Genomic DNA, 19914 nt, shown 5'->3' with positions numbered 1-19914 from the left:
GGCGGCGGATTGCTGTTGTCCCTCGTGCTGGGGGCGTGCTGGCCTCTGGCCTTTGCCCCCTTTGGCTGGTCCTACCTCGCCATCGCGCTCCTGGCGGCGCTATTTTTCCTGGTGCAGGACAGCAGTCCCCGGGTGGCGGCCCAGCGCGGCTATGTCTTCGGTTTTGCCGCCTTTGCCGCGGGTACCTACTGGATCGCCATCACCCTGCACCGGTTTGCCAACATGGACTGGTTTCTGGCCGGGGCATTGGTGGCCCTCCTCGCCGCCTATTGCGCCCTCTATCCGGCCCTGGCCCTCTGGCTCGCCGCCCGCTTTTTTCGTGGCGGAGCAGGGCTGCTGGCCCTGCCGGTGCTCTGGGTCCTGGGGGAATGGCTGCGGGCGCGCCTGCTCACGGGATTCCCCTGGCTGGCTACGGGCTATAGCCAGACCGGGGCGTTCCTCGGCGGCTTCGCCCCCTGGCTGGGCCAATACGGGGTAGGGCTGGCGACGGCGGTGGTGGCGGCCCTCCTGGCGGTCATGGCGCTGCGCCGCAGCCCCCTCGCCATGATCGCCGGCGGCGCTGCCCTGGCCACGATCTATGGAGCGGCCCTGGCGGCGGCAACGGTTTCCTTCACCCACCCCAGCGGGGCACCGCTCCAGGTGCGCCTCCTGCAAGGCAATGTTCCCATCAGCGAGAAGTGGGACGCCGGCAGGCTCGACGCCATCCTGATGCGCTATGCCACGCTCATCGCCGCCACGCCCCCGGGGACGCAGCTCGTCGTCTTGCCGGAGACGGCCTTTCCCGTCTTCCAGACGGAGATCCCGCAGCTCATCGACAACCTCCGCCGCTGGTCGGCCGTTCATCACGCCACCCTCATCATCGGCATGCCCGAGGTGGCGGGCCGGGATTATTACAACGCCGCCCTGGAGATTGACGGGCTGGCGCCCCTGCGCTGGTACCGCAAGCAGCACCTGGTGCCCTTCGGCGAGTACATCCCCCTGCCCTGGCTGCTGGCACCGCTGGTGCATGACTTCATGCCCGGGCTCGGCAGCTTCACGGCGGGGCGGGGGGCGTCGGTGCTGCCGGTGGGGGAGGAGCGGGCGGGGATGAGCATCTGCTATGAGGAATCCTTCTCCCGGGATGTGCGCAAGGGCGTGGTGCAGGGGGCCAATTTCCTGATCAATATCAGCGACTACGCCTGGTATGGCCACAGCATCGCCGCTGCCCAGAGCCTGCAGATGGCGGCCATGCAGGCGCGCGAGGAACAAAAGCCGGACGTCCGCGCCACCAACACCGGCATCACCGCCCTCATCACCCCTGGGGGGCGGGTGGCGGTGCAGTTGCCGCAGTTCGTAGAGGGTGCCCTGGACGGCAGGATCCAGCCCATGGCCGGGCGGACGCCCTTCGGGCGCTGGGGGGGCTGGCCCTTCCTGGCCCTGGCCCTGCTGCTCCTGGCGCTGGCCTACCTGCCGGCCATCAAGCGCCGGCGATGATCATTTCTTCCACCAGGATGGAGGGACAGCCGGTGTTGCCGTGGGTGAGAAGGTCGGAGCCTATGGCGGCAAAGCCGGCGAAGATCTCCTGCAAGCGGCCGGCAATGGTGATCTCTTCCACGGGAAACTGAAGCTCGCCGTTTTCCACCCAGAAGCCTGCTGCGCCCCGGGAGTAGTCCCCGGTGACCATATTGATGCCAAAGCCGATCAGTTCCGTGACCAGCAGGCCGGTGCCCATGCGCCGCAGGAGGGCGGGGAGGTCGTCCGCGCCGGGGGCCAGGGTCAGGTTGTGGGCGCCGCCGGCATTGCCGGTGCTCTGCATCCCCAGCTTCCGGGCACTGTAGCTGTCGAGAAGGTAGCCCTGCAGGACGCCGTCCTGGATGATGTCGCGGTCGTGGGTGGCGACCCCTTCGCCATCAAAGGCGGCGCTGCCGAGACCACGTCGGCGGTGCGGTTCTTCAAAGATCCGGATATGGGCCGGAAAGAGCGTCTTGCCCAGGCTATCCACCAGGAAGGAGGTCTTGCGGTAGAGACTGCCGCCGCTGATGGCATTGGCGAGGTGTCCCAGCAGGCTGGCGGCCACCTGATTTTCAAAGACCACGGGGGCCTTGCCCGTGGGAATCTTGCGTGCGCCGAGACGGCGCAGGGCGCGGCGGGCGGCTTCCCGGCCGATGGCCTCGGGGCTCTGCAGGGCCGTGGGTACGCGGGAGATGTCGTACCAGTAATCGCGTTGCATGCCCTGGGCGTCCGCCGCGATGACCGAGCAGGACAGGCTGTGTCGGGAAGAGCGCGACGTTCCCAGGAAACCCAGAGTGTTGCCATAAACGCCAAAGCCCTCGCCGCTGCTGACGCTCCCCCCTTCGGAGTTGCTGATGCGCGGATCCAGGCTGCGGGCGGCATCCTCGCAGCGCCGCGCCAGATCGGCGGCGCCGTCGGCATCGATGCTCCAGGGGTGATAGAGGTCCAGGTCGGGGATCTCGCGGGCGAAGAGTGCCGGGTCCGCCAGCCCCGCGCAGGGGTCGGCGGAGGTATGCCGGGCGATGGTCAAGGCGGCGGCCACGGTTTCGCGCAGGGCCCTGGCCGAGAAATCAGAGGTGGAGGCATGTCCCTTGGCCTGCCCCACATAGACCGTCACCCCCAGGCCCTTGTCCTGATGATACTCGATGGATTCCACCTCTCCGAGACGCACGGTCACCGCCAGGCCCTTGCCGGCACTGGCCGAGGCCTCCGCCGCCGTCGCCCCGCGGCGTTGCGCCTCCGCCAGCGCTTCGCTGACCAAGGCGCCGAGGGCCGATTCGTTCAGAGTGGAGGAAGGAGCTTGGGACATGACGAGGGATCCTGATTGAGCGGGTGTCCTTTTCTTATACCGCGGGCCTGGGCGCTGGGCAAGGGTGCGGACGAAGGCCGACGCCCTTGCAATGGACGCGAAAGCGACTATCTTACTAATTTTAGATCCGGCGGTTGGCGGCGGTTTCCGCCCGCCAATGGAGGAGCGCCCTCAGGCAACAGGCGCGAACCGCCGGACGAAAGCCGCCGCCAACCGCCGTTCTCAGGATCAACAGTACGGAAGAAAGGAGCATGGCCTTGCTCCCAGAACATGGGTAACGGTCCCGCATCTCCATTGCGTTTTCAGCCTTTGCGCAAGGGCTGTGGCCCTCGCTATGCCCAGGGACGGGGTCGGGATGGGCATAATTTGCTGTTGCGCACCCTTCTCGATGGCTATTCCCTATTTCTCGAAGATATCCAGGGCCCGGCCGGGCGGGTCTTCCAAGGCTTTGCCGATCTGCTGGTGGAGCGGCTGGGCCTCCCTCTGGTCATGGTTTCCACCTTGCTTCCCGAGGGCAAGGGACTCCAGATCGTGGCCCTCTCCGGCAGGGCCGCTGCCTATCTGCGCGGTTTTGACTCTGGCGATGAGCAGCAGCGGGACGGGGGGGTGCTTTACCCGGCCTGTACCGCCCTGCGCCAGGATGCGCCCCTTCGCTGGCAAATCGTGGCGACGACGGAAGCGCTTCCCTGGGTGGAGCGGGCGCGCCGTTTCCATCTCGGCGGTTGTCTGCAGATCCCCTTTCAGGGCGATGGCGGCGGGCGCTGGGTCCTGTCCCTGTACTGCCATGAGCATGGCCGCCTGCCGCATTTTTCCGCCAGCCTCACGGAGCAGTTGCGCAAGACTCTGTGCCAATTCCTGGAACGCCGCAGTGATGCCCGGGAGCTTTTGCGCCTGCGCCGCTATCAATCCGCCGCCTTGCGGGTGCAGCAGGAATTGCTCCGGGAAAAATCCTCCGAGAGTTCCTGGCAGCGGCTCGTGGAGATCCTGGTGAACGAAACGCCGGTCTCCAGCGCCTGGGTCGCCGCGCGCAAGAGCAATAGTTCCCTGCTCGCCATCCGCGCCCTGGCCTCCCGCGATGCGTCACACCTGCAGACCCTCCAGGGGCATGACCTCTCCCTGGACCCGTCCCGGTGGCCGCAAGGCCAGTCCCTCGTCGGGCAGGCGTGGCGCGAACGGCGGCCGCTGGGCCCGGCACCCCTTTTTTCGCCGGACGATACGCCCGTTGCGGCAGATCCCCGGCGTCATCCGCCGCCCTTGGGTTCGGCCATGGTCTGGCCCATTTCCCTCTCCGAAAACAGCGAGCCCCGGGCCGTCCTGGTGGTGGAGGCCAATCATTCCCAGTGGTTCAACGAGGCGCTGCGCAATCTCCTCGCCCAGATTTCCGAGAGCTTCAGCCTTTCCCTGGAACAACGGGAATATCAACGGCGCATCGAGAACCTGGCCTTGATGGATGCCCTCACCCGCCTGCCCAACCGCCGTTATCTGGAGCAATGGCTGGAGGAAAGCCTCGCCCGCAATCAGCACAATGCCCACAATTGCCTGGCCATCTGCATGCTGGATCTGGATGGCTTCAAGGCCGTCAATGACCAGTATGGCCATGCCGCCGGCGATCACCTCTTGCAGGAAATCGCCGCACGGGTACAACAATCCTTGCGTTTCAATGACTTGTTCTCCCGCTGGGGAGGCGACGAATTCGTGCTGGTCATGGAAGACATGCCCGATCGCCGCCATATCGAAGAAGCCCTGCACAAGATTCGCCTGCTCATCGAAGAACCCATCGCCTTGGACACGGCTACGGTCCGGGTCGGCACCAGCATGGGGGTGTGCGTCTGCGCCGGGGGGAGTCAGGAAAATGCCGCGGCGTTACTGCGCCAGGCGGATAGCGCCCTCTATGTCAGCAAGCGCCGCAAGGGTCGCCGGAGCAACGCGTGGACCTTCAGTGACGAGCTGGACGCTGCCGGAAAAGGCGATCCTGCCCCTTAGGATTGCGCTCCGCCGCCCTCGGTTGCGGAAGGGGCGACGGGTGGTCCTCCGGCCCGGCCGGGGAATTTTTCCGCCGGAGCAAATTGGGGTATAAAGGAGAAATCGCCGCAAGGAGATTGTACGTGTCTGGAAAAACCCTGTACGACAAACTGTGGGAGAGCCATGTCGTCCATACGGAGGCGGATGGCAGCACCCTGCTCTATATCGATCGGCAGTTGCTCCATGAGGTAACCAGCCCCCAGGCCTTTGCCGGGTTGCGGGCGGCGGGGCGCAAGCCGTGGCGGATCACCGCCAATATCGCCACCGCTGATCACAACGTGCCCACCCGGGACCGGGCGGCAGGGATCAGCGATCCCGTTGCGCGCCTGCAGGTGGAGACCCTGGACCGCAACTGCGCCGAATTCGGCATTGAAGAATTCGCCATGAACGACCGGCGCCAGGGGATCGTGCATGTCATGGCCCCGGAGCAGGGCCTCACCCTGCCGGGGATGACGGTGGTCTGCGGGGATTCCCACACGGCCACCCACGGCGCCCTGGGGACGCTGGCCTTCGGCATCGGCACCACCGAGGTGGAGCACGTCCTCGCCACCCAATGCCTCTGGGCGCGCAAGTCCCGTTCCATGCGCGTCTGGGTGGACGGGGTCCTGGCGCAGGGGGTCAGCGCCAAGGACCTGGTATTGGCCATCATCGGCCGGATCGGCACGGCGGGAGGCACGGGTTACGCCATCGAATTCGCCGGTCCGGCGGTACAGGCCCTGTCCCTGGAAGGACGCATGACCCTGTGCAATATGGCCATCGAGGCGGGGGCCCGTTCGGGGATGGTGGCGGTGGACGAGACCACCATCGACTATGTGCGCGGGCGGCCCTATGCGCCGGTCGGCGCGCTCTGGGATGCGGCGGTGGAGGCATGGCGGTGCCTGCATAGCGATGCCGATGCCGTTTTCGACGCCGAGGTTCGCATGGATGCCGGCGCCATCGCGCCGCAGGTAACCTGGGGGACGAGCCCGGAAATGGTGACGGACATCCGGGGGCGGGTGCCCGATCCGGCCCAGGCGGCGGACGCCACCCAGCGCAAAGGTTGGGAGGAGGCCCTGGCCTACATGGGTCTGCAGCCGGCAACGCCGATCCAGGAGATTCGCATCGACAAGGTCTTCATCGGCTCCTGTACCAATGCCCGCATCGAGGATCTCCGTGCGGCGGCGGTGGTGGTGCGCGGCCGGCACAAGGCCGCGAGCGTCCGGGAGGCGCTGGTGGTGCCGGGTTCCGGTCCGGTCAAGGCCCAGGCCGAGGCCGAGGGCCTGGACCGGATCTTCCTGGAGGCGGGCTTCGAGTGGCGGGACCCGGGCTGCTCCATGTGCCTAGCCATGAATGCCGATCGCCTGGAGCCCGGCGAGCGTTGCGCCGCCACCAGCAATCGCAACTTCGAGGGCCGCCAGGGAGCGGGGGGACGCACCCACCTGGTCAGCCCCGCCATGGCGGCGGCAGCGGCCATTGCCGGACATTTCGTCGATGTACGCCACTGGCCGGCGTCCTGAGCAGCGGCGCTATTGGCTGCGGCGTCTGGCCGTGGGTCTGTGCAGCCTGGGTCTGGTGGAAATAGGGATCTTCGCCGCCAGCCGCGGCCTGGGGGCGGAGTGGTCCGCCGCCCTTCATGTCGTGCAGCGGCGTCTGGAAAAGGAATAAGCAATGCAAACCTTTACTGTCGTGGAAGCCGTGGTGGCGCCCCTGGATCGTCCCAATGTGGATACCGACGCCATCATCCCCAAGCAGTTCCTCAAGACCGTGGATCGTCAGGGCTTGGGGGTGCATCTCTTCGCGGCCTGGCGTTACCTGGAGAAGGACGGGGTGCAGGTGCCCAACCCCGATTTTGTCCTCAACCAGCCCCCCTTCGCGGGGGCGCAGATCCTTCTCGCCCGCGAAAATTTCGGTTGCGGCTCCAGCCGCGAACATGCCCCCTGGGCTCTGGCCGATTATGGTTTTCGCGCCATCATTGCGCCGAGCTTTGCCGACATTTTTTATAACAACTGTCTGAAAAACGGCATCCTGCCCCTGCGCCTGGGCAGCGATGTGGTGGACCATCTTTTTCATGAGGTCCGGGCGGCCCCCGGCTATCGTTTGCGTATCGATCTGCCCGCCCAGGAAGTGCAGACCATGGGCGACAGCCGTTACCCCTTTGCCATCGAGGCCGGCCATAAACACAAACTGGTGCATGGTCTGGATGACATCCAGCTAACGCTCGCCCTGGGGGAGGCCATCGGGACCTACGAAGCCCGGCGCCGGCGGGAGGCCCCGTGGCTCTTCTCCACCCCTCCCGCGGGCGCGACGCGGGCATGATGGCGTATGGGTACACTCGGCAGAAGGAGAAGAAGACATGGGTATAGTGGATGCCGCCATTGCGGATGACGAAGGCTTGCCGCCGCTGCGGCCCGACGCGATCATCGTCGCCGGCGTCACGCGGCGCGGGAAGCCCTGTCGCTTGATCGACAACACCTGCAGTCAGCCAAGGGAGGCCCTGGAGGAACTCCTGAATGATTTGATCGCCCAGGACCATTTCGGTCCTGGTGGCTTTACCGCGGCGGGCGGCAATACCATCACCCTGGGTGCGCCCCAGTCGGCCCATGTGCAATTGGGTGAGGACATCTATCGTCTGATCGTTTTTGACTATGAGGCGCGCATCGAACCCTTTTGAACGGCTCCCTGGGCCGCCCTGCCTGTTTTCCGCTGAATGGAGGCGTCTCCGCTCTCACGGCATGAGGCGTTCGATCTTCCAGTTTTCCTGATCCTTGTCGTAGGTGAAACGATCATGGAGGCGGCTGGCCCGCCCCTGCCAGAATTCAAAGTGGTCCGGCAGGAGGCGATAGCCGCCCCAGGCGGGATTGCGCGGGACCTGGCCATCGGGGTATTGGGCGTGAAGGGCCGCCAGACGGGCTTCCAGATCGGCGCGCCTGGCGATGGGCCGGCTCTGGACCGAGGCCGCGGCGGCAAAGCGGCTGGCCGTGGGGCGTTGCTGGAAATAGGCCTCCGCCTCGTCTTCGCCGAGGGGCTCCACCAGGCCGCTGACCCGCACCTGGCGGTCATTTTCCGGCCAGTAGAAACAGAGGGCGGCCTGGGGGTTCTCCGCCAGTTCCCGGCCTTTCTGACTGCGGGTGTCGGTGTACCAGCAGAGCCCGCGCTGGTCGAAGTGCTTCAGGAGGACGATGCGGACGGAGGGGCGCCCCTGCGCATCGGCGGTGGCCAGGGACATGGCGGTAGGGTCGAAATTGCCCGTGGCCTCGGCCGCCTCCAGCCAGTGCGCCAACTGCAGGAAGGGATTCGCAGCGAGATCGGCACGGCTCAGGGTGCCGTGCAGGAAATCGCGGCGGGTACTGCGGTGATCAATTTCTCTCCCTTCCATCATCATCTCCTTTTTCATCTTTGCAATCCTCACCTTGGCGGAGGACCATGGCCCTGCGTCGCCGGCAGCACCCTAGGCGCGCCGTTCGACTACTCCTTGGGGAGTACCGAGGAGAAGGACATCGGCGCGGCGCTGGGCGAAGATGCCATTGTCGAGGACCCCGGGGATGAGGTTGATCCGGCTTTCCATGGTCACCGGGTCGGTGAGATCGAGGCCGGTGACATCCAGGATCACGTTGCCGTTGTCCGTCGTTACCCCGGCGCGCAGGCTCGGGTTGCCGCCCAGCTTGACCAGTTGGCGGGCCACAAAGCTGCGGGCGAAGGGGATGACCTCCACCGGCAACGGGAATTTGCCGAGCATGGGCTTGTCCTTGCTCCCATCGGCGATGCAGACGAAGAGCCGCGCCGCACTGGCGACGATCTTTTCGCGGGTCAGGGCGCCGCCGCCGCCCTTGATGAGGCGAAAGTGCGGGTCCACTTCGTCGGCGCCGTCCACATAGATGGGGATGTCGCCGGTGTCGTTGAGATTCAGCACCGGCAGGCCCAGGTCCTTGAGGCGCGTTTCGGTGGCCACGCTGGAGGCGACATAGCCGTCCACATGGATCTTGGCCTTGCCCAGGGCGTCGATGAAGAGATTGGTGGTGGAGCCGGTGCCGACGCCGACGATCATGCCGGGCTTGATGTAGGCCAGGGCGGCTTCGGCAGCAATCTGTTTGAGTGCGTTACTATCCATCGGTTTATCCTTATTGCGAAATGGCAGGGGAAGGAAGAGGAGCCAGGGCCGCCAGCAGGGCCTGCGCCAGGGGGGCGGCCGATGCCGGATTCTGGCCGGTGAGCAGGTCGCGATCGATCACCACCTGCGCCCCCCAGGCGGGACCAGGCTTCAGCTTCAGCCCTTGCGCGCCCAGGGCAGCGGCAAGGGTATGGGGGAGGCGCCCGGCGAGTTCCGTCTGCGCCTCTTCGGCATCGCTGAAACTGGTGGCGCGATAGCCCGCATAGAGATTGCGGCCCGACGCATCCCGGGCGGCCAGCAGGGCGGCGGGCCCGTGACAGAGGGCGGCGACGGGTTTGCCCCGGGCGTGGCAGTGGCGCAGCAGGCGGGCGACGTCGGGGTCCTGGCAGAGGTCCACCATGGGCCCGTGACCGCCGGGGAAGAAGAGGGCGGCAATGCCGTCCATGACCTGATCGTCCAGGGTGGCGAGGTCCTCGGGCGCCGTCAGCGCCGGAATCCGCGCCAGGGCATCCGCCAGTCGGGCCACTTTTTCGCCGTCGCCGCCATGTTCGCGGGGATCGAGGCTGAGGGGATCCACCACGGGAGCTGTCCCGCCGGGGGTAGCGATGCGCACCCGTAGCCCCTGCCCCGTAAGCATCGCATAGGGCACGACAACCTCCTCGGCCCAATAGCCCGTAGGGTGCATCGTTCCGTCCGTCAGTGGAATGGCGCTGGCGGCGCTGAGGATCATCAAGATGGATTGGGACATGGGCTGCATGTTTGGAGTGTAGCATGGCCGGCGCCCAAGAAAAGACCGGCCCAGGCAGGGGCATGACGATCCCCTGCGGGGCGTGCTTCCCTGCCGTCCCGGCCGATGGATCGGGGAACGGGGGTGCGGCCTTGCGCCAGGGATGTCGTACCGATCGTCAGACGCCCTCGCCCCGGCAGGCGCGATTTCTCCCCAAGGCCGATCCTGCGCTTTTTTCATCGATCCGCCATCCGGCAGTGGTTTTTGCCCCTTCCCAAGGCCATAAACATTAAAGCCGATAGTATTGTTAATGTTTAGGCCAGCGGACCAGCGGTTATTCGCTTATTTTTTATTCGCCGGAAAAAGCCGCCTGTTGCGTCAGTTCCGCCGCCCCCGCCGCCCTCGTCGCTGCGGCGGGGGCGGCGGACAGTTAAAGCACGTCTCTGCTTAATTCAGGCGCAACCAACTGATATGATTATATGGTTAATAAATTAATATAAGCTAATATTCCAATGTTACTAAAAGCTCCATATATAGAACTAATTCTGCATAAGGATGGCAAAAATTTTTTATTGCTCCCCGCTATTGCTTTGCGGATGGCTCTGCACTATTTTTATCAACGTCGAAAAGTTAAAAACTATAAACTTGTCTTATTATGCCGTTGGCAATTCCGCTAGACGCCGAAGAACAGGAGTGTTTAAAGATGAATACACAAGCCTCGGTACCCGTCGTCCATCAGCTTTCCCTGTTTTCGTGGCCGCTGCTCATGGTCCGTGGCATGGCCGCCCTGCTCTTTGTGCTGTCTGCCTTGCTGGCCTTTGACAAGACCATGACCCTGCTGGTCTGGTTCTTCGCGGTTTATGTGTTTTTCGACGGCGCCTACTCTTTCGTGGGATTGGTATCCGCCCAGGATGGCGGGGCGCTGCACCGCGTCCTCATCGGCTGCAAGAGCATTGTCGGCGTTGCCGCCGGGGTCGCGGTCATTCTTCTGGCGCAAAGGGGCCACACCCTGGTCCCCATGCTGTTCACCGTCTTCGCCTGGGTGGCCATCGTTGGCGTTCTCGAAGGCGTTTGGGTGATTCGCAGCGTAAGAAACAAGGAAATGGTGCTGATCATCGGCTCCAGTGCCTACCTGGCATTGGCGCTGGCCTTGCAGTTCATTTTCGCCTTGGCGCCCAATGCCGGCAGCGCAGTGTACAACTGGATCATCATCGGCTTTTCCGCCGCCTTTGCCGCCGCCATGTTCGGCATGAGTTGGAGCCTGCGGCTGCAGCAGCGTCGGCAGATGGACACGGTGAGTCATTCCGTATCCCATGCGCGGTCCTGAGGATGCCGGAAATCGCTGGCGGAGATCGCTGCCGGTCTCCGCAATGCCGCTGCCACGAATGACAAGTCCATCGCCTCGATTTTCCGGGGCGTGATGGTCTCTTTTTTATCGCGTTCAGGATAATAGTCTGCCCGCTCAGGGAGGGGTGTTTATATATGTGGATAGAGAAAATAGCCCATTGGGTCCGCTACTTGGCCTTGGCGCCGTTACTGCTGTTGAACGGCTGCTCGACCCAAGGATTTTGGCTGTTCGACCCCAAGGGCCCGATGGCCCATGCCGACTTGTACTACATGATCATCGACGTCGCGGTCATGTTGACTATCGTCGGGATCACCGCGCTGATGATCGTCTGGTTCATGTGGCGCTATCGCAAGTCCCATGGGAAAGGCAGGTATGACCCGAAATGGACCCATTCCAGCGCCATTGAAGTGGTTGTGTGGGGCATCCCCATCATCGCCGTAGGCTTTTTGTCCTATTACACCGTCCAGGGCACCTACGCCCTCAACCCCTACGATCCCACCGTGATCCAGGAGCATGCGGCGGCCGGGAGCGATCCTTTGGAGGTGGATGTCATTACCACCGACTGGCGCTGGCTGTTCGTCTATCCCAAATATCATATCGCCTCCGTGAATGAGCTGGTGGTGCCCGCGCATACTCCGGTGCACTTCCGCCTGACCTCCACCTCCGTGACCAACGATTTCTTCATTCCCCAGCTCGTGGGGATGATCGACGTGATGCCCGGCATGCGCACGAAGTCCGCGCTGTTGGCCAATCATGTGGGGGAATACCAGGGCTTCTCGGCGGACTACAGCGGCGCCGGGTTCTCCTGGATGCAGTTCCGCACGAAGGCGGTGACCGCCGCACAGTTCCAGCAGTGGACCCAGCGGATCCAGGCGTCCCCCCGGCATCTCAGCTATGCCGCCTTCGAGGAGTACGCCAAGCCGTACATCGACGTGTCCGGCAAGCCCGAATATTTTTCCGACGTGCAGGATGGGTTGTTCGATCACATTCTGGGAGAGGTCATGAATGGTAAGGTCTGGCCCATACCCATGGCCATGACGGAAAACATGGTGGACTACATGAAAGAGCAGAATGCTCGCACGGCCAATTGAGTCAAGGAGAATCCGATTATGTTGGTAGATCTACAAGGGCCATGGAGCCCTTTGCTCGGGCGCCTCGCTCTGTCGCAAATACCCTATGAGAACCCCATTCTCGCTCCCCTTTTCGTGGTGGTGGCCATCATGGGTGTCGCGATCATCGCCGCCCTCAGCTATTACGGCAAGTGGGGTTACCTGTGGCGGGAGTGGCTGACCACGGTGGACCACAAGAAGATCGGCATCATGTACATCATCATTGGCCTCGTCATGCTCTTTCGCGGCTTCATGGATGGCCTGATGATCCGGACCCAGCAGGCCATGGCGGTGGGGCCCGATGCGGCGGGATATATGGGCGCCCTGCATGGTTATCTCACGCCTTATCACTTTGGGCAGATCTATAGCGCCCATGGCGTGATCATGATCCTCCTGGCCGCCACTCCCTTGCTGGTGGGCATCATGAACATCATCGTGCCGATCCAGGTCGGGGCGCGGGACATGGCCTACCCCTATCTCAATGCCGTGGGTCTATGGATCACGGCCGCCGCCGCGGTTTTGGTCATGGCGTCTTTGTTCGTGGGAGATTTTTCCCACAACGGCTGGTTCGGCATCGCGCCCATTTTCGAGCTCCCCTATAGCCCCGGCGTGGGTGTCGATTACTGGATGTGGGTCATGCAGCTCGCGGCGCTGGGATCGACGCTGGGCAGTATCAACATCCTTGCGACCATCGTGAAGATGCGGGCACCCGGCATGACCTGGCTGCGCCTGCCCATTTTCACCTGGGCATCCCTGGCGACGAATATCATCGCCCTGACCTCCTTCCCGGCCCTGACCGTGGCCTTGGCCCTGATCGGCTTCGACCGCTATCTCGGCACCCATTTCTTCACGGCCGGTTTGGGCGGCAATCTCATGCTGTATACCGATCTCTTCTGGCTGTGGGGTCATCCGGAGGTGTACTTCGTGATCCTCCCGGCCTTCGGCATGCTGTCGGAGATCATCCCCACCTTTTCCGAAAAGCCCCTGTTCGGCTATGTCACCATGGTCCTGGCCACCTTCGGTATTGCCGGAGTGTCCTGGGCGGTATGGCTGCATCACTTCTTCACCATGGGCGCCGGACCGGCCGTCATCAGCTTCTTCAGCGTGGCGACCATGCTGGTGGGCATTCCCACCGGCGTGAAGGTGTTCAACTGGGCCTTTACCATGTACCGTGGGCGCCTCCGTTTCGAAACCCCCATGCTGTGGTCCATCGGTTCCCTGTTCCTGCTCCTGGTGGGCGGCCTCACCGGCATGATGCTGGCCTTTCCGGCCATCAACTACATGGTGCATAACAGCGTCTTCGTCATTGCCCATTTCCACTCCATGCTGTTGATGATCGTCTATGCCATTTTCGGCGCGGTCACTTACTGGTGGCCCAAGATCTTCGGCTTCAAGCTCAACGAGGCATGGGGCAAGGCGGTATTCTGGCTGTTCACGGCGGGTACCGTCGGGGTCTTTGTGCCCATGTACACATTGGGCTTCATGGGCATGACCCGGCGCTTGGATTATGTCTTCAACACCCAGTGGCAACCCCTCCTGGATGTCCAGATGCTGGGCATCGCCTTTTACAGCTTGTCGGTTCTTGCTTTCCTCGGCTTGCTCTATGTGAGTATCCGCGATCGCGCCAAGAGCTGGGTGAGCCACGATGCCTGGGGTACCACCCATAGCGTGGAATGGATGACGCCCTCGCCCGTCCCTTTCTACAACTTCGCCGTCGTTCCTCACATCAATGCCCGGGATGAGTGGTCCTGGCGCAAGGAGCATGGTTTCACCGACCTGCGTCCGGATCACTACGAGGACATCCACATGCCCAAGAACACGGGGATTCCCCTGATCCTCGGCACCCTGACCCTGCTGCTGGGCTTCGGCCTGACCTGGCGCATCTGGTGGTTGTGCGCCCTGAGTCTGGCGTTGATCATCGCTGTGGTCATCATCCGCTCCTTTGACACCGATACCGGCTACATCATCCCGGCGGGCGAGGTGGAGCGCATGGAGCGGGCGCATCACGAGCGGGCGCAGGCGGCGGTCGAACTCCCGGAAGCGGGGGTGCCCGGTGGCGTCACCGCCTACGGCCAAGACAAACCGGCAGCGAAGGGAGAGGGCGGGGCCCTGGGCAGCAGCGGCATAAGTTCCCCGGAAGGTTCCCGAGCCTGATCGCGGAGCGGGCCCGTCGCTGCTGACGGCCCCGCTCCCCTCATTATTTAGCAAGTGGAGTAATTCTATGAGTTCATCTACAAGCAAGGCCCTCGACCCCAGTTCGGTAGAGCTTTGGGATCATAGTCATCACCATCACGACGTCATCTCCACCAGAACCTTCGGTTTCTGGTTGTACATGCTCAGCGACGCCATGATCTTTGCGGTCTTGTTCGCTGCCTGGGAGGTGTTGAGCTATTCCCATAACTTCGCTGGTGGTCCGACTCCTGCGAATTTTGTCGAACCCGGCTATGTCTTCCTGCAAACCCTGGCCCTGTTCACCAGCGTGCTGGCCTACGGCTTTACCATGGTGGCCCTCAAGAACGGCAACAAGGCGGGAGTCATCTCGGGTCTGTGGGGCGCTCTCATCCTCGGCGGCGCCTTTCTGGCCCTGGATATCAACGATGTCGTCCATCTGGTCGGGATGGGGATCACCCCCGAGCGGAGCGGCGGCTTGTCGGCCTTTTTCATCCTGACCCAAACCCATGCGCTCCACATCCTCTTCGGCTTGCTATGGATGCTGGTGATGCTGGTGCAGGTCAGCCGGTTCGGATTTACCGCCGACGTCGTGGGGCGGTTATTGAGTCTGCGCCTCTTTTGGCATTTCCAGGCCGTGGTATGGGTCTTCGTTTTCGTCTTTGTTTATCTGCGGGGGATGTTGATATGAGTCATGACGATCCGTTGCAGCACCCCGAGGTGCAGGTGGCGAGCGGCCGGGGTTATTTGTTGACCTTTCTGATTTCCACCCTGCTGATGGGGGTGAGTTTGCTCCTCGTGGCGAATCATGCCATGCCTCCCTTCGGCCTGATGCTGGTCTTGTCCCTTTGCGCCGGACTGGCGGTCATCGTGCAGATCTATTTTCTGATGCACATGGACCTCTCGGAAACGCATATCTGGAACACCGTCGCCCTGGTGCTGACCATTCCGCTCTTCATCCTGGCCATCGGCCTGACGGCCTGGATGTTCAGCACCCTGTATGAACGCACCATGGTCATGCTGCCCACCATGCACGACATGGCCGGCATGGTGCACTGACGGGGGACAGGCCATGAAAAAGGCAATTCGCCGGCAGGCGGTGGAGGCGGGGGCGGGCGGCGGCATTGCCAATGCGGTGGATGGTGAAATGACCGCCGTCGTACGGGTGATCGGCTTGGCCATCGCCGGACTGGTGACAGCCGCCATCGCCGCCGGCATCTGGAAGGGGTTTAGCACCGTTTCCGTGGGTAGAGGGGCGCTGGTGGACGGCCTGATGCTGACCGAGGTCATTCTCGCCGGCGTCCTGATCCTCCTCGGCAGTATCGTGGAGGGCTTCGGCTATGGGCTCTCCTTGGGGACGCGCTGGCCTTATACCCGCAATATCGTTTGGCTGATGGTGCAAGGGGACCCCGAGGCGGCGCATCGGGTGGTGGCTACTCTGGTCGGCTTGGTGGCGCTCGCCCTGGTCGTTCTGGCGCCGGATTCCGCCACCATCAGCGGCCTCAGCCTGATCATCGTCACGGCCCTGTTCGGCATGGGGACCCTCTATGTGCTGGCCGGCAAGGCGCCGGCCCTGGTGCATGGCACCCACGGACTCCTGGCCTACACCGTATTCCTGATTTATCTGACGGGAGTGGCCTTTCCCGGGCTGGGCTTCTGGTCCTATCTCGCCGCGGCGGCGGCTTTGCATCCCTTGCTCCTGGCGGTGTTCCTGGGCGGCATGACCACGGGCCAGCGCGGTTTCGGCCAAGCCATCGGCGTCTTTGTCAAACCTCAGCGCCTCGCCCATTGGACCGTGGCCGCGCACGTAACGGCCGCTCTGCTGCTGGTAGCCACCTTGGGCTGGCTCATGCCGGCGTATCCGGTGGCCTTTTATCTGGCGGTCACCCAGGTTGCGGTGGGATTCCTGCTTTTCCACGCGGTGAATCTCAAGCCGAAAAACCCCGGGGTCATTGTGGCCTTCCACCAATGCATGGTGCTTCTCATCACCCTTGCCATTGTATTGCTGTGGCGTTGAAGGGGCCGGGAACGGCCACCGTCGGGGGGCTCCGCGCCGGGCATGGCAAACGGGCAATGTCCCGCCGGGGAGGTCCTTTGCCAAGGGGTGACAGGGCCGGTTCCCGATTCCTGGTGGCCCAGCGACGGTCTTTTCGCCAAGGCAATTCTCCACAATTCTCCGGTGCAATCCCCAAGAAGATGCCCGGAGCGGGTATTCCGACGAGGTTCTGATCATGTTCAAGATAGAAGTGCGCAGTAACGGTGAGGCAGCCCTGCAGGGTGGGAGAAGCGGCGCCGGTTTGCTCCGGGATTTATTCATTCTGGCCAAGGCCCGGGTGGTCTCCCTTCTGGTCTTTACGGCGGCGGTGGGGGAGATCCTGGCCCCGGGGGTTGCCCAGCACTGGCCTGCGGCGCTGGCCGGCTTGCTGGGCATCGCCCTGGCCGGAGGGGCGGGCGGCGTGCTCAACCAGATCGTGGAGCCGTCTTTGGATCAGCACATGCGGCGCACCCAGCGACGGCCCCTGGCGGAAGGACGGATCAGCCAGGGTGGCGCGATTTTCTATGCCGCGATCCTGATCCTGGCAGCCATCGGGGTGCTCTCCTGGGGTACCAATCCGCTCACCCTGGGGCTGACCTTGTTGGGGACGGTGGGCTACGGTGTGGTCTATACCCTCTATCTCAAGCCCAGCACGCCCTGGAATATCGTCTGGGGGGGCTTGGCGGGCGCCCTGCCTCCCCTCATCGGCTGGACGGCCGTAACCGGGACCCTGGCAGCCCTGCCGCTATTCCTGGTATTATTGATATTTGTGTGGACTCCAGCCCATTTTTGGCCCTTGGCTATTTGCTGTCGCGAGGACTATGCCCAGGCTTGTATCCCCATGCTGCCGGTCACTCATGGGGTGGATCGGACGCGCCGGGAGGTCTTGCGCTATGCCGTGGCGACCTGGGCGGTAAGTCTCGTACCCGCCTTCCTGGGCGGTGACTGGATTTATGGCGCGGTGGCGTGGCTGGCTGGGGCATGGTACGTGGGGATGGCCTTGCGTCTGCGGCGGATGCCCATCGGCAAGGAGATGGACCAGTATGCCCGCCGGGTATTTGCGGCGTCCATCAGCTATCTGTTTCTATTGTTTGCCGCGTTGGTGGCAGGGAGAGTATTGCTCAGTCATGGCTTCTAAAAGCAAGGGGCCGGTGATGACACCGGCGGAACGGCGCGCGGTGAGCGGCCTCAGCTTCATTTATGTGGCGCGGATGCTGGGCCTGTTCATGCTCATGCCGGTGCTGTCTTTGGATAGTGCCAGCCTGCGCGGCAGCACTCCCCTGCTTTTGGGTCTGGCCATCGGCATCTACGGCCTGGCGCAAGCCGTTCTGCAGTTTCCTTTCGGCGTCGCCTCGGATCGTTTCGGACGGAAGCCGGTCCTGGCCTTTGGTCTCCTCCTTTTCGTCCTCGGTTCGGTGATGGGGGCATTCACCCATTCCATGTGGGGGATCGTCATTGCCCGGCTGCTGCAGGGCGCCGGCGCCGTTTCTTCGGTGCTCCTGGCTACGGCGGGGGACCTCACCGGCGAAGCGCATCGCACCAAGGCCATGGCCGCCATCGGCGGAAGCATCGCGGTGGCCTATGTCCTGGGCATCGCCCTGGGGCCGGTGTTCTATGGCTTCAGCGGCCTGAAGGGGGTTTTTCTCGCGGCGGCGGCCCTGGGCGTCGTCGCCCTGCTGCCCCTGTGGCGGGTCATTCCGCCCATTCCCCAAAGCGGGCAGACCCGCATGGGCGGCTGGCGAGAGGCCCTGAAGATGTTTACCCATGTCCCGGTCATGACGGCCAGCATCGGCATCTTCATCCTGCAAATGGTCCTGGGTGCGAGTTTCGTGGTGCTGTCGCCGGAGTTGGTGCAGGCCATGCATATCACCGAAGGTCAGATCTGGATGGTTTATCTACCGGTGATGCTCTTGTCCGTGGCGGCCATGGTGTATCCGGTGCTGGTGGCGGAGCGTCACAAGCGGCACCGGGAGATGTTGGCCGCGAGCGGTCTCGCCATCGCCCTGGGGGCCTTGGTGATGGGCTTGGCCTCCGGCCACTTCTGGCCCGTCGCGGTGGCGGCGGTGATCTTTTTCACCGGTTATAACATCGCTTCGGCCATTCTTCCTTCCATGATGAGCCGGGCCACCCGCACGGAGCAGCGCGGCGCGGCCAGCGGCGTTTATTCGCTTTTGCAGTTTCTCGGCATCTTCGTGGGCGGTGTGGTGGGCGGCTGGGGTCTGGGCGTCTTCGGAGAAGACGGCGTTTTTTATATCCTGGCCGTGGTCGGTGCGCTGTTGACGCTACAGAGCTGGAACGGCAGGAGGCTGTCGAGGCTCTTTGCCGGCGAGGCCTGGGACTCCCGGGGCTAGGTTCCCGGCGGGGTCCGCAGCGTTGTTATCCCCCGGCCTCAGCCGCCAATCAGCAGGGCTAGGGCACCAAAGGCGATGCAGTAAATGCCGAAAGGCCGCAATGCCTTGATTTCCTGGGTGTGGAAATAGCGCATCAGGAACCAGACCGAGGCCCAGGCGCACAATCCGGAAAGAAAACCTGCCAGGATGATGGTGCTTAACAGCCCATCGGGTACCTGGGCGTGCAGTAGTTTAGGCACTTCGAGGAGCCCGGCGGCGGCGATGATGGGGGTGGCAAGGAGGAAGGAAAAGCGCGCCGAGTTTTCGTAATCCAGGCCGACGCCGATGCCCGCTACGAGGGTGGCGCCGGAGCGGGAGAAACCGGGAATCAGCGCCAGGGCCTGGGCAAAGCCGATACCCAGCGCCCGTCGCCAGGTGAGGGTGTTCAGGGAGTGGCTGGGGTCGCGGGCGCGCAGGCGGTCGCCGATGATGAGCAGGACGCCGTTGAGCATCAGGGCAACGGCGGCAAAGCTGAAACCGCCAAACAGGGCCTTGATCTTGTGGGCCAGGGCCAGACCCAGCAGTCCCGCCGGGATGGAGGCCAGAACCAGCAGCCAGAGGAGCCGGGATTCGGGATTGCTGGCGCGTCCGCGTGCCTCCCAGAAGCCGCCGATGAGCCGGGCCCAGTCGCGCCAGAAAAAAAGCAGCAGGGCCGCCGCGGTGCCCAGATGAAGGACGACGATGAAGGGCAAGAACCATGGGGCATCGCGGTTGATGGGCCAATGCAGCAGCGCCGGGACGAGGATGCTATGCCCCAGGCTGGAGATGGGGAAGAGTTCGGTAACGCCTTGCAGCATGGCAAGCCAGAGCAGATAGATATGATGGATCATCGGGGAACCTTGTCAGCCGGGAAGAGGTAGACGCTCCGCTCAGGAGGCCTTGCGCAGCGTGGGGGGAAGGAGGTCGGGAGAACCCGCGGAAAGCATCCGGTAATGGCTTTGCACCTTGCGGTAGCGATAAAGCCCATAAAAGAGGGCTGTTGGCGACAGGAGCAGAAAAATGATGCCAAGGCCAATGATGGCCGGATGGTGAAAGAAGCGCACCAGAACCAGGCCGGCAATGCCCAGGTCCAGGGTGGTGCGCAGGGAGGAGTAGAGGGTACGCTTGTTGGCCGCCGCCGTGCGGTCGTGGGCCAGCCAGTCGCGGATGATGTATTTGTTCCGGGGATAGCGATGAAAGCGCTGCCGATGGGCGTCGAGGTGCTTGAAGCGCGGCATGTGCATGGCA

Annotated in this window: 20 protein-coding genes; 14 read left to right on the top strand and 6 right to left on the bottom strand. The window is 63.5% G+C overall.

Features of this window, described 5'->3' with window-relative positions; all coding sequences use genetic code 11:
• The first annotated feature begins 9 nt into the window (after positions 1–9).
• Positions 10–1473, top strand: a complete 1464-nt coding sequence (gene lnt, locus ACP5MM_RS00320; protein WP_427933933.1) for an apolipoprotein N-acyltransferase — start codon at positions 10–12, stop codon at positions 1471–1473.
• On the opposite strand, the gene pmbA is transcribed toward lnt, so the two are convergent.
• On the bottom strand, positions 1457–2800 hold the full coding sequence (pmbA, locus tag ACP5MM_RS00315) for a metalloprotease PmbA (protein WP_427930493.1): 1344 nt from the start codon (positions 2798–2800) through the stop codon (positions 1457–1459). The two genes, lnt and pmbA, sit on opposite strands and share 17 nt — an antisense overlap.
• A gap of 366 nt (positions 2801–3166) precedes the next feature.
• Here pmbA and ACP5MM_RS00310 point away from each other — a divergent pair, with 366 nt between their 5' ends.
• From ACP5MM_RS00310 to ACP5MM_RS00290, 5 genes are all read left to right on the top strand, one after another.
• Positions 3167–4783: a diguanylate cyclase domain-containing protein gene (locus ACP5MM_RS00310; RefSeq protein WP_427933932.1), complete on the top strand. Its 1617-nt coding sequence runs from the start codon at positions 3167–3169 to the stop codon at positions 4781–4783.
• Between the two features lie 122 nt (positions 4784–4905).
• Positions 4906–6318 carry a 3-isopropylmalate dehydratase large subunit gene (gene leuC, locus ACP5MM_RS00305; protein WP_427930491.1) on the top strand — a complete coding sequence of 471 codons (1413 nt, stop codon included), beginning with the start codon at positions 4906–4908 and terminating at the stop codon, positions 6316–6318.
• Positions 6293–6466: a hypothetical protein gene (locus ACP5MM_RS00300; protein WP_427930490.1), complete on the top strand. Its 174-nt coding sequence runs from the start codon at positions 6293–6295 to the stop codon at positions 6464–6466. Before leuC ends, ACP5MM_RS00300 begins: the two co-directional genes overlap by 26 nt.
• A 3-nt stretch (positions 6467–6469) precedes the next feature.
• On the top strand, positions 6470–7117 hold the full coding sequence (gene leuD / locus ACP5MM_RS00295; protein ID WP_427930489.1) for a 3-isopropylmalate dehydratase small subunit: 648 nt from the start codon (positions 6470–6472) through the stop codon (positions 7115–7117).
• A 37-nt stretch (positions 7118–7154) separates the two neighbouring features.
• The gene (locus tag ACP5MM_RS00290) at positions 7155–7472 is read left to right on the top strand and encodes a hypothetical protein (protein ID WP_427930488.1); all 318 of its coding nucleotides are present in this window, start codon (positions 7155–7157) and stop codon (positions 7470–7472) included.
• A gap of 54 nt (positions 7473–7526) precedes the next feature.
• Here ACP5MM_RS00290 and pdxH read toward each other — a convergent pair whose 3' ends face one another.
• The 3 genes from pdxH to ACP5MM_RS00275 are packed head-to-tail and all read right to left on the bottom strand — an operon-like array spanning position 7527 to position 9657.
• Complete coding sequence (pdxH, locus tag ACP5MM_RS00285) at positions 7527–8195, bottom strand: pyridoxamine 5'-phosphate oxidase (protein ID WP_427930487.1); 669 nt, start codon at positions 8193–8195, stop codon at positions 7527–7529.
• Between the two features lie 54 nt (positions 8196–8249).
• The gene (rpiA, locus tag ACP5MM_RS00280; protein ID WP_427930486.1) at positions 8250–8909 is read right to left on the bottom strand and encodes a ribose-5-phosphate isomerase RpiA; all 660 of its coding nucleotides are present in this window, start codon (positions 8907–8909) and stop codon (positions 8250–8252) included.
• A gap of 10 nt (positions 8910–8919) precedes the next feature.
• Positions 8920–9657, bottom strand: coding sequence for a type 1 glutamine amidotransferase domain-containing protein (locus tag ACP5MM_RS00275; RefSeq protein ID WP_427930485.1), 738 nt, complete (start codon positions 9655–9657; stop codon positions 8920–8922).
• A gap of 682 nt (positions 9658–10339) precedes the next feature.
• Between ACP5MM_RS00275 and ACP5MM_RS00270 the strand changes: the two genes are divergently transcribed.
• The 8 genes from ACP5MM_RS00270 (at position 10340) to ACP5MM_RS00235 (ending at position 18648) form a co-directional block, all read left to right on the top strand.
• A complete protein-coding gene (locus tag ACP5MM_RS00270; RefSeq protein ID WP_427930484.1) occupies positions 10340–10963 on the top strand; it encodes a hypothetical protein in 624 nt (207 codons plus the stop codon).
• Between the two features lie 155 nt (positions 10964–11118).
• Positions 11119–12075, top strand: a complete 957-nt coding sequence (locus ACP5MM_RS00265; RefSeq protein WP_427930483.1) for a COX aromatic rich motif-containing protein — start codon at positions 11119–11121, stop codon at positions 12073–12075.
• 18 nt (positions 12076–12093) lie between these two features.
• On the top strand, positions 12094–14247 hold the full coding sequence (locus ACP5MM_RS00260; protein WP_427930482.1) for a cbb3-type cytochrome c oxidase subunit I: 2154 nt from the start codon (positions 12094–12096) through the stop codon (positions 14245–14247).
• Between the two features lie 67 nt (positions 14248–14314).
• Entirely contained in the window at positions 14315–14953 is a 639-nt protein-coding gene (locus ACP5MM_RS00255; protein ID WP_427930481.1) for a cytochrome c oxidase subunit 3, read from the top strand.
• Complete coding sequence (locus ACP5MM_RS00250; RefSeq protein ID WP_427930480.1) at positions 14950–15321, top strand: cytochrome o ubiquinol oxidase subunit IV; 372 nt, start codon at positions 14950–14952, stop codon at positions 15319–15321. Before ACP5MM_RS00255 ends, ACP5MM_RS00250 begins: the two co-directional genes overlap by 4 nt.
• Positions 15322–15334: 13 nt before the next feature.
• On the top strand, positions 15335–16279 hold the full coding sequence (locus ACP5MM_RS00245) for a cytochrome C oxidase assembly protein (protein WP_427930479.1): 945 nt from the start codon (positions 15335–15337) through the stop codon (positions 16277–16279).
• Positions 16280–16493: 214 nt separating this feature from the next.
• On the top strand, positions 16494–17435 hold the full coding sequence (locus ACP5MM_RS00240) for a heme o synthase (RefSeq protein WP_427930478.1): 942 nt from the start codon (positions 16494–16496) through the stop codon (positions 17433–17435).
• A 16-nt stretch (positions 17436–17451) separates the two neighbouring features.
• Complete coding sequence (locus tag ACP5MM_RS00235) at positions 17452–18648, top strand: MFS transporter (RefSeq protein ID WP_427930586.1); 1197 nt, start codon at positions 17452–17454, stop codon at positions 18646–18648.
• 38 nt (positions 18649–18686) lie between these two features.
• Here the strand turns inward: ACP5MM_RS00235 and ACP5MM_RS00230 are convergent, their stop codons facing one another.
• Together ACP5MM_RS00230 and ACP5MM_RS00225 are read right to left on the bottom strand one after the other, a co-directional pair.
• Positions 18687–19517 carry an undecaprenyl-diphosphate phosphatase gene (locus ACP5MM_RS00230; protein WP_427930477.1) on the bottom strand — a complete coding sequence of 277 codons (831 nt, stop codon included), beginning with the start codon at positions 19515–19517 and terminating at the stop codon, positions 18687–18689.
• 39 nt (positions 19518–19556) lie between these two features.
• Positions 19557–19910 carry a DUF202 domain-containing protein gene (locus ACP5MM_RS00225; protein WP_427930476.1) on the bottom strand — a complete coding sequence of 118 codons (354 nt, stop codon included), beginning with the start codon at positions 19908–19910 and terminating at the stop codon, positions 19557–19559.
• Between the last annotated feature and the right edge of the window lie 4 nt (positions 19911–19914).

This window comes from Acidithiobacillus sp. (assembly GCF_049965315.1).
Taxonomy (GTDB): Bacteria; Pseudomonadota; Gammaproteobacteria; order Acidithiobacillales; family Acidithiobacillaceae; genus Acidithiobacillus_B.
Note: the sequence above shows the minus strand (reverse complement) of the source record. Positions and strands in the feature narration are given on the sequence as shown.

Bases quoted from the DNA above. Each gene is read 5' to 3' on its own strand.
- pmbA (WP_427930493.1), bottom strand. From the start codon at position 2,800: ATGTCCCAAGCTCCTTCCTCCACTCTGAACGAATCGGCCCTCGGCGCC.
- ACP5MM_RS00300 (WP_427930490.1), top strand. From the start codon at position 6,293: ATGTACGCCACTGGCCGGCGTCCTGAGCAGCGGCGCTATTGGCTGCGG.
- leuD (WP_427930489.1), top strand. From the start codon at position 6,470: ATGCAAACCTTTACTGTCGTGGAAGCCGTGGTGGCGCCCCTGGATCGT.
- ACP5MM_RS00290 (WP_427930488.1), top strand. From the start codon at position 7,155: ATGGGTATAGTGGATGCCGCCATTGCGGATGACGAAGGCTTGCCGCCG.
- pdxH (WP_427930487.1), bottom strand. From the start codon at position 8,195: ATGAAAAAGGAGATGATGATGGAAGGGAGAGAAATTGATCACCGCAGT.
- rpiA (WP_427930486.1), bottom strand. From the start codon at position 8,909: ATGGATAGTAACGCACTCAAACAGATTGCTGCCGAAGCCGCCCTGGCC.
- ACP5MM_RS00275 (WP_427930485.1), bottom strand. From the start codon at position 9,657: ATGTCCCAATCCATCTTGATGATCCTCAGCGCCGCCAGCGCCATTCCA.
- ACP5MM_RS00270 (WP_427930484.1), top strand. From the start codon at position 10,340: ATGAATACACAAGCCTCGGTACCCGTCGTCCATCAGCTTTCCCTGTTT.
- ACP5MM_RS00265 (WP_427930483.1), top strand. From the start codon at position 11,119: ATGTGGATAGAGAAAATAGCCCATTGGGTCCGCTACTTGGCCTTGGCG.
- ACP5MM_RS00260 (WP_427930482.1), top strand. From the start codon at position 12,094: ATGTTGGTAGATCTACAAGGGCCATGGAGCCCTTTGCTCGGGCGCCTC.
- ACP5MM_RS00255 (WP_427930481.1), top strand. From the start codon at position 14,315: ATGAGTTCATCTACAAGCAAGGCCCTCGACCCCAGTTCGGTAGAGCTT.
- ACP5MM_RS00250 (WP_427930480.1), top strand. From the start codon at position 14,950: ATGAGTCATGACGATCCGTTGCAGCACCCCGAGGTGCAGGTGGCGAGC.
- ACP5MM_RS00245 (WP_427930479.1), top strand. From the start codon at position 15,335: ATGAAAAAGGCAATTCGCCGGCAGGCGGTGGAGGCGGGGGCGGGCGGC.
- ACP5MM_RS00240 (WP_427930478.1), top strand. From the start codon at position 16,494: ATGTTCAAGATAGAAGTGCGCAGTAACGGTGAGGCAGCCCTGCAGGGT.
- ACP5MM_RS00235 (WP_427930586.1), top strand. From the start codon at position 17,452: ATGACACCGGCGGAACGGCGCGCGGTGAGCGGCCTCAGCTTCATTTAT.
- ACP5MM_RS00230 (WP_427930477.1), bottom strand. From the start codon at position 19,517: ATGATCCATCATATCTATCTGCTCTGGCTTGCCATGCTGCAAGGCGTT.
- ACP5MM_RS00225 (WP_427930476.1), bottom strand. From the start codon at position 19,910: ATGCACATGCCGCGCTTCAAGCACCTCGACGCCCATCGGCAGCGCTTT.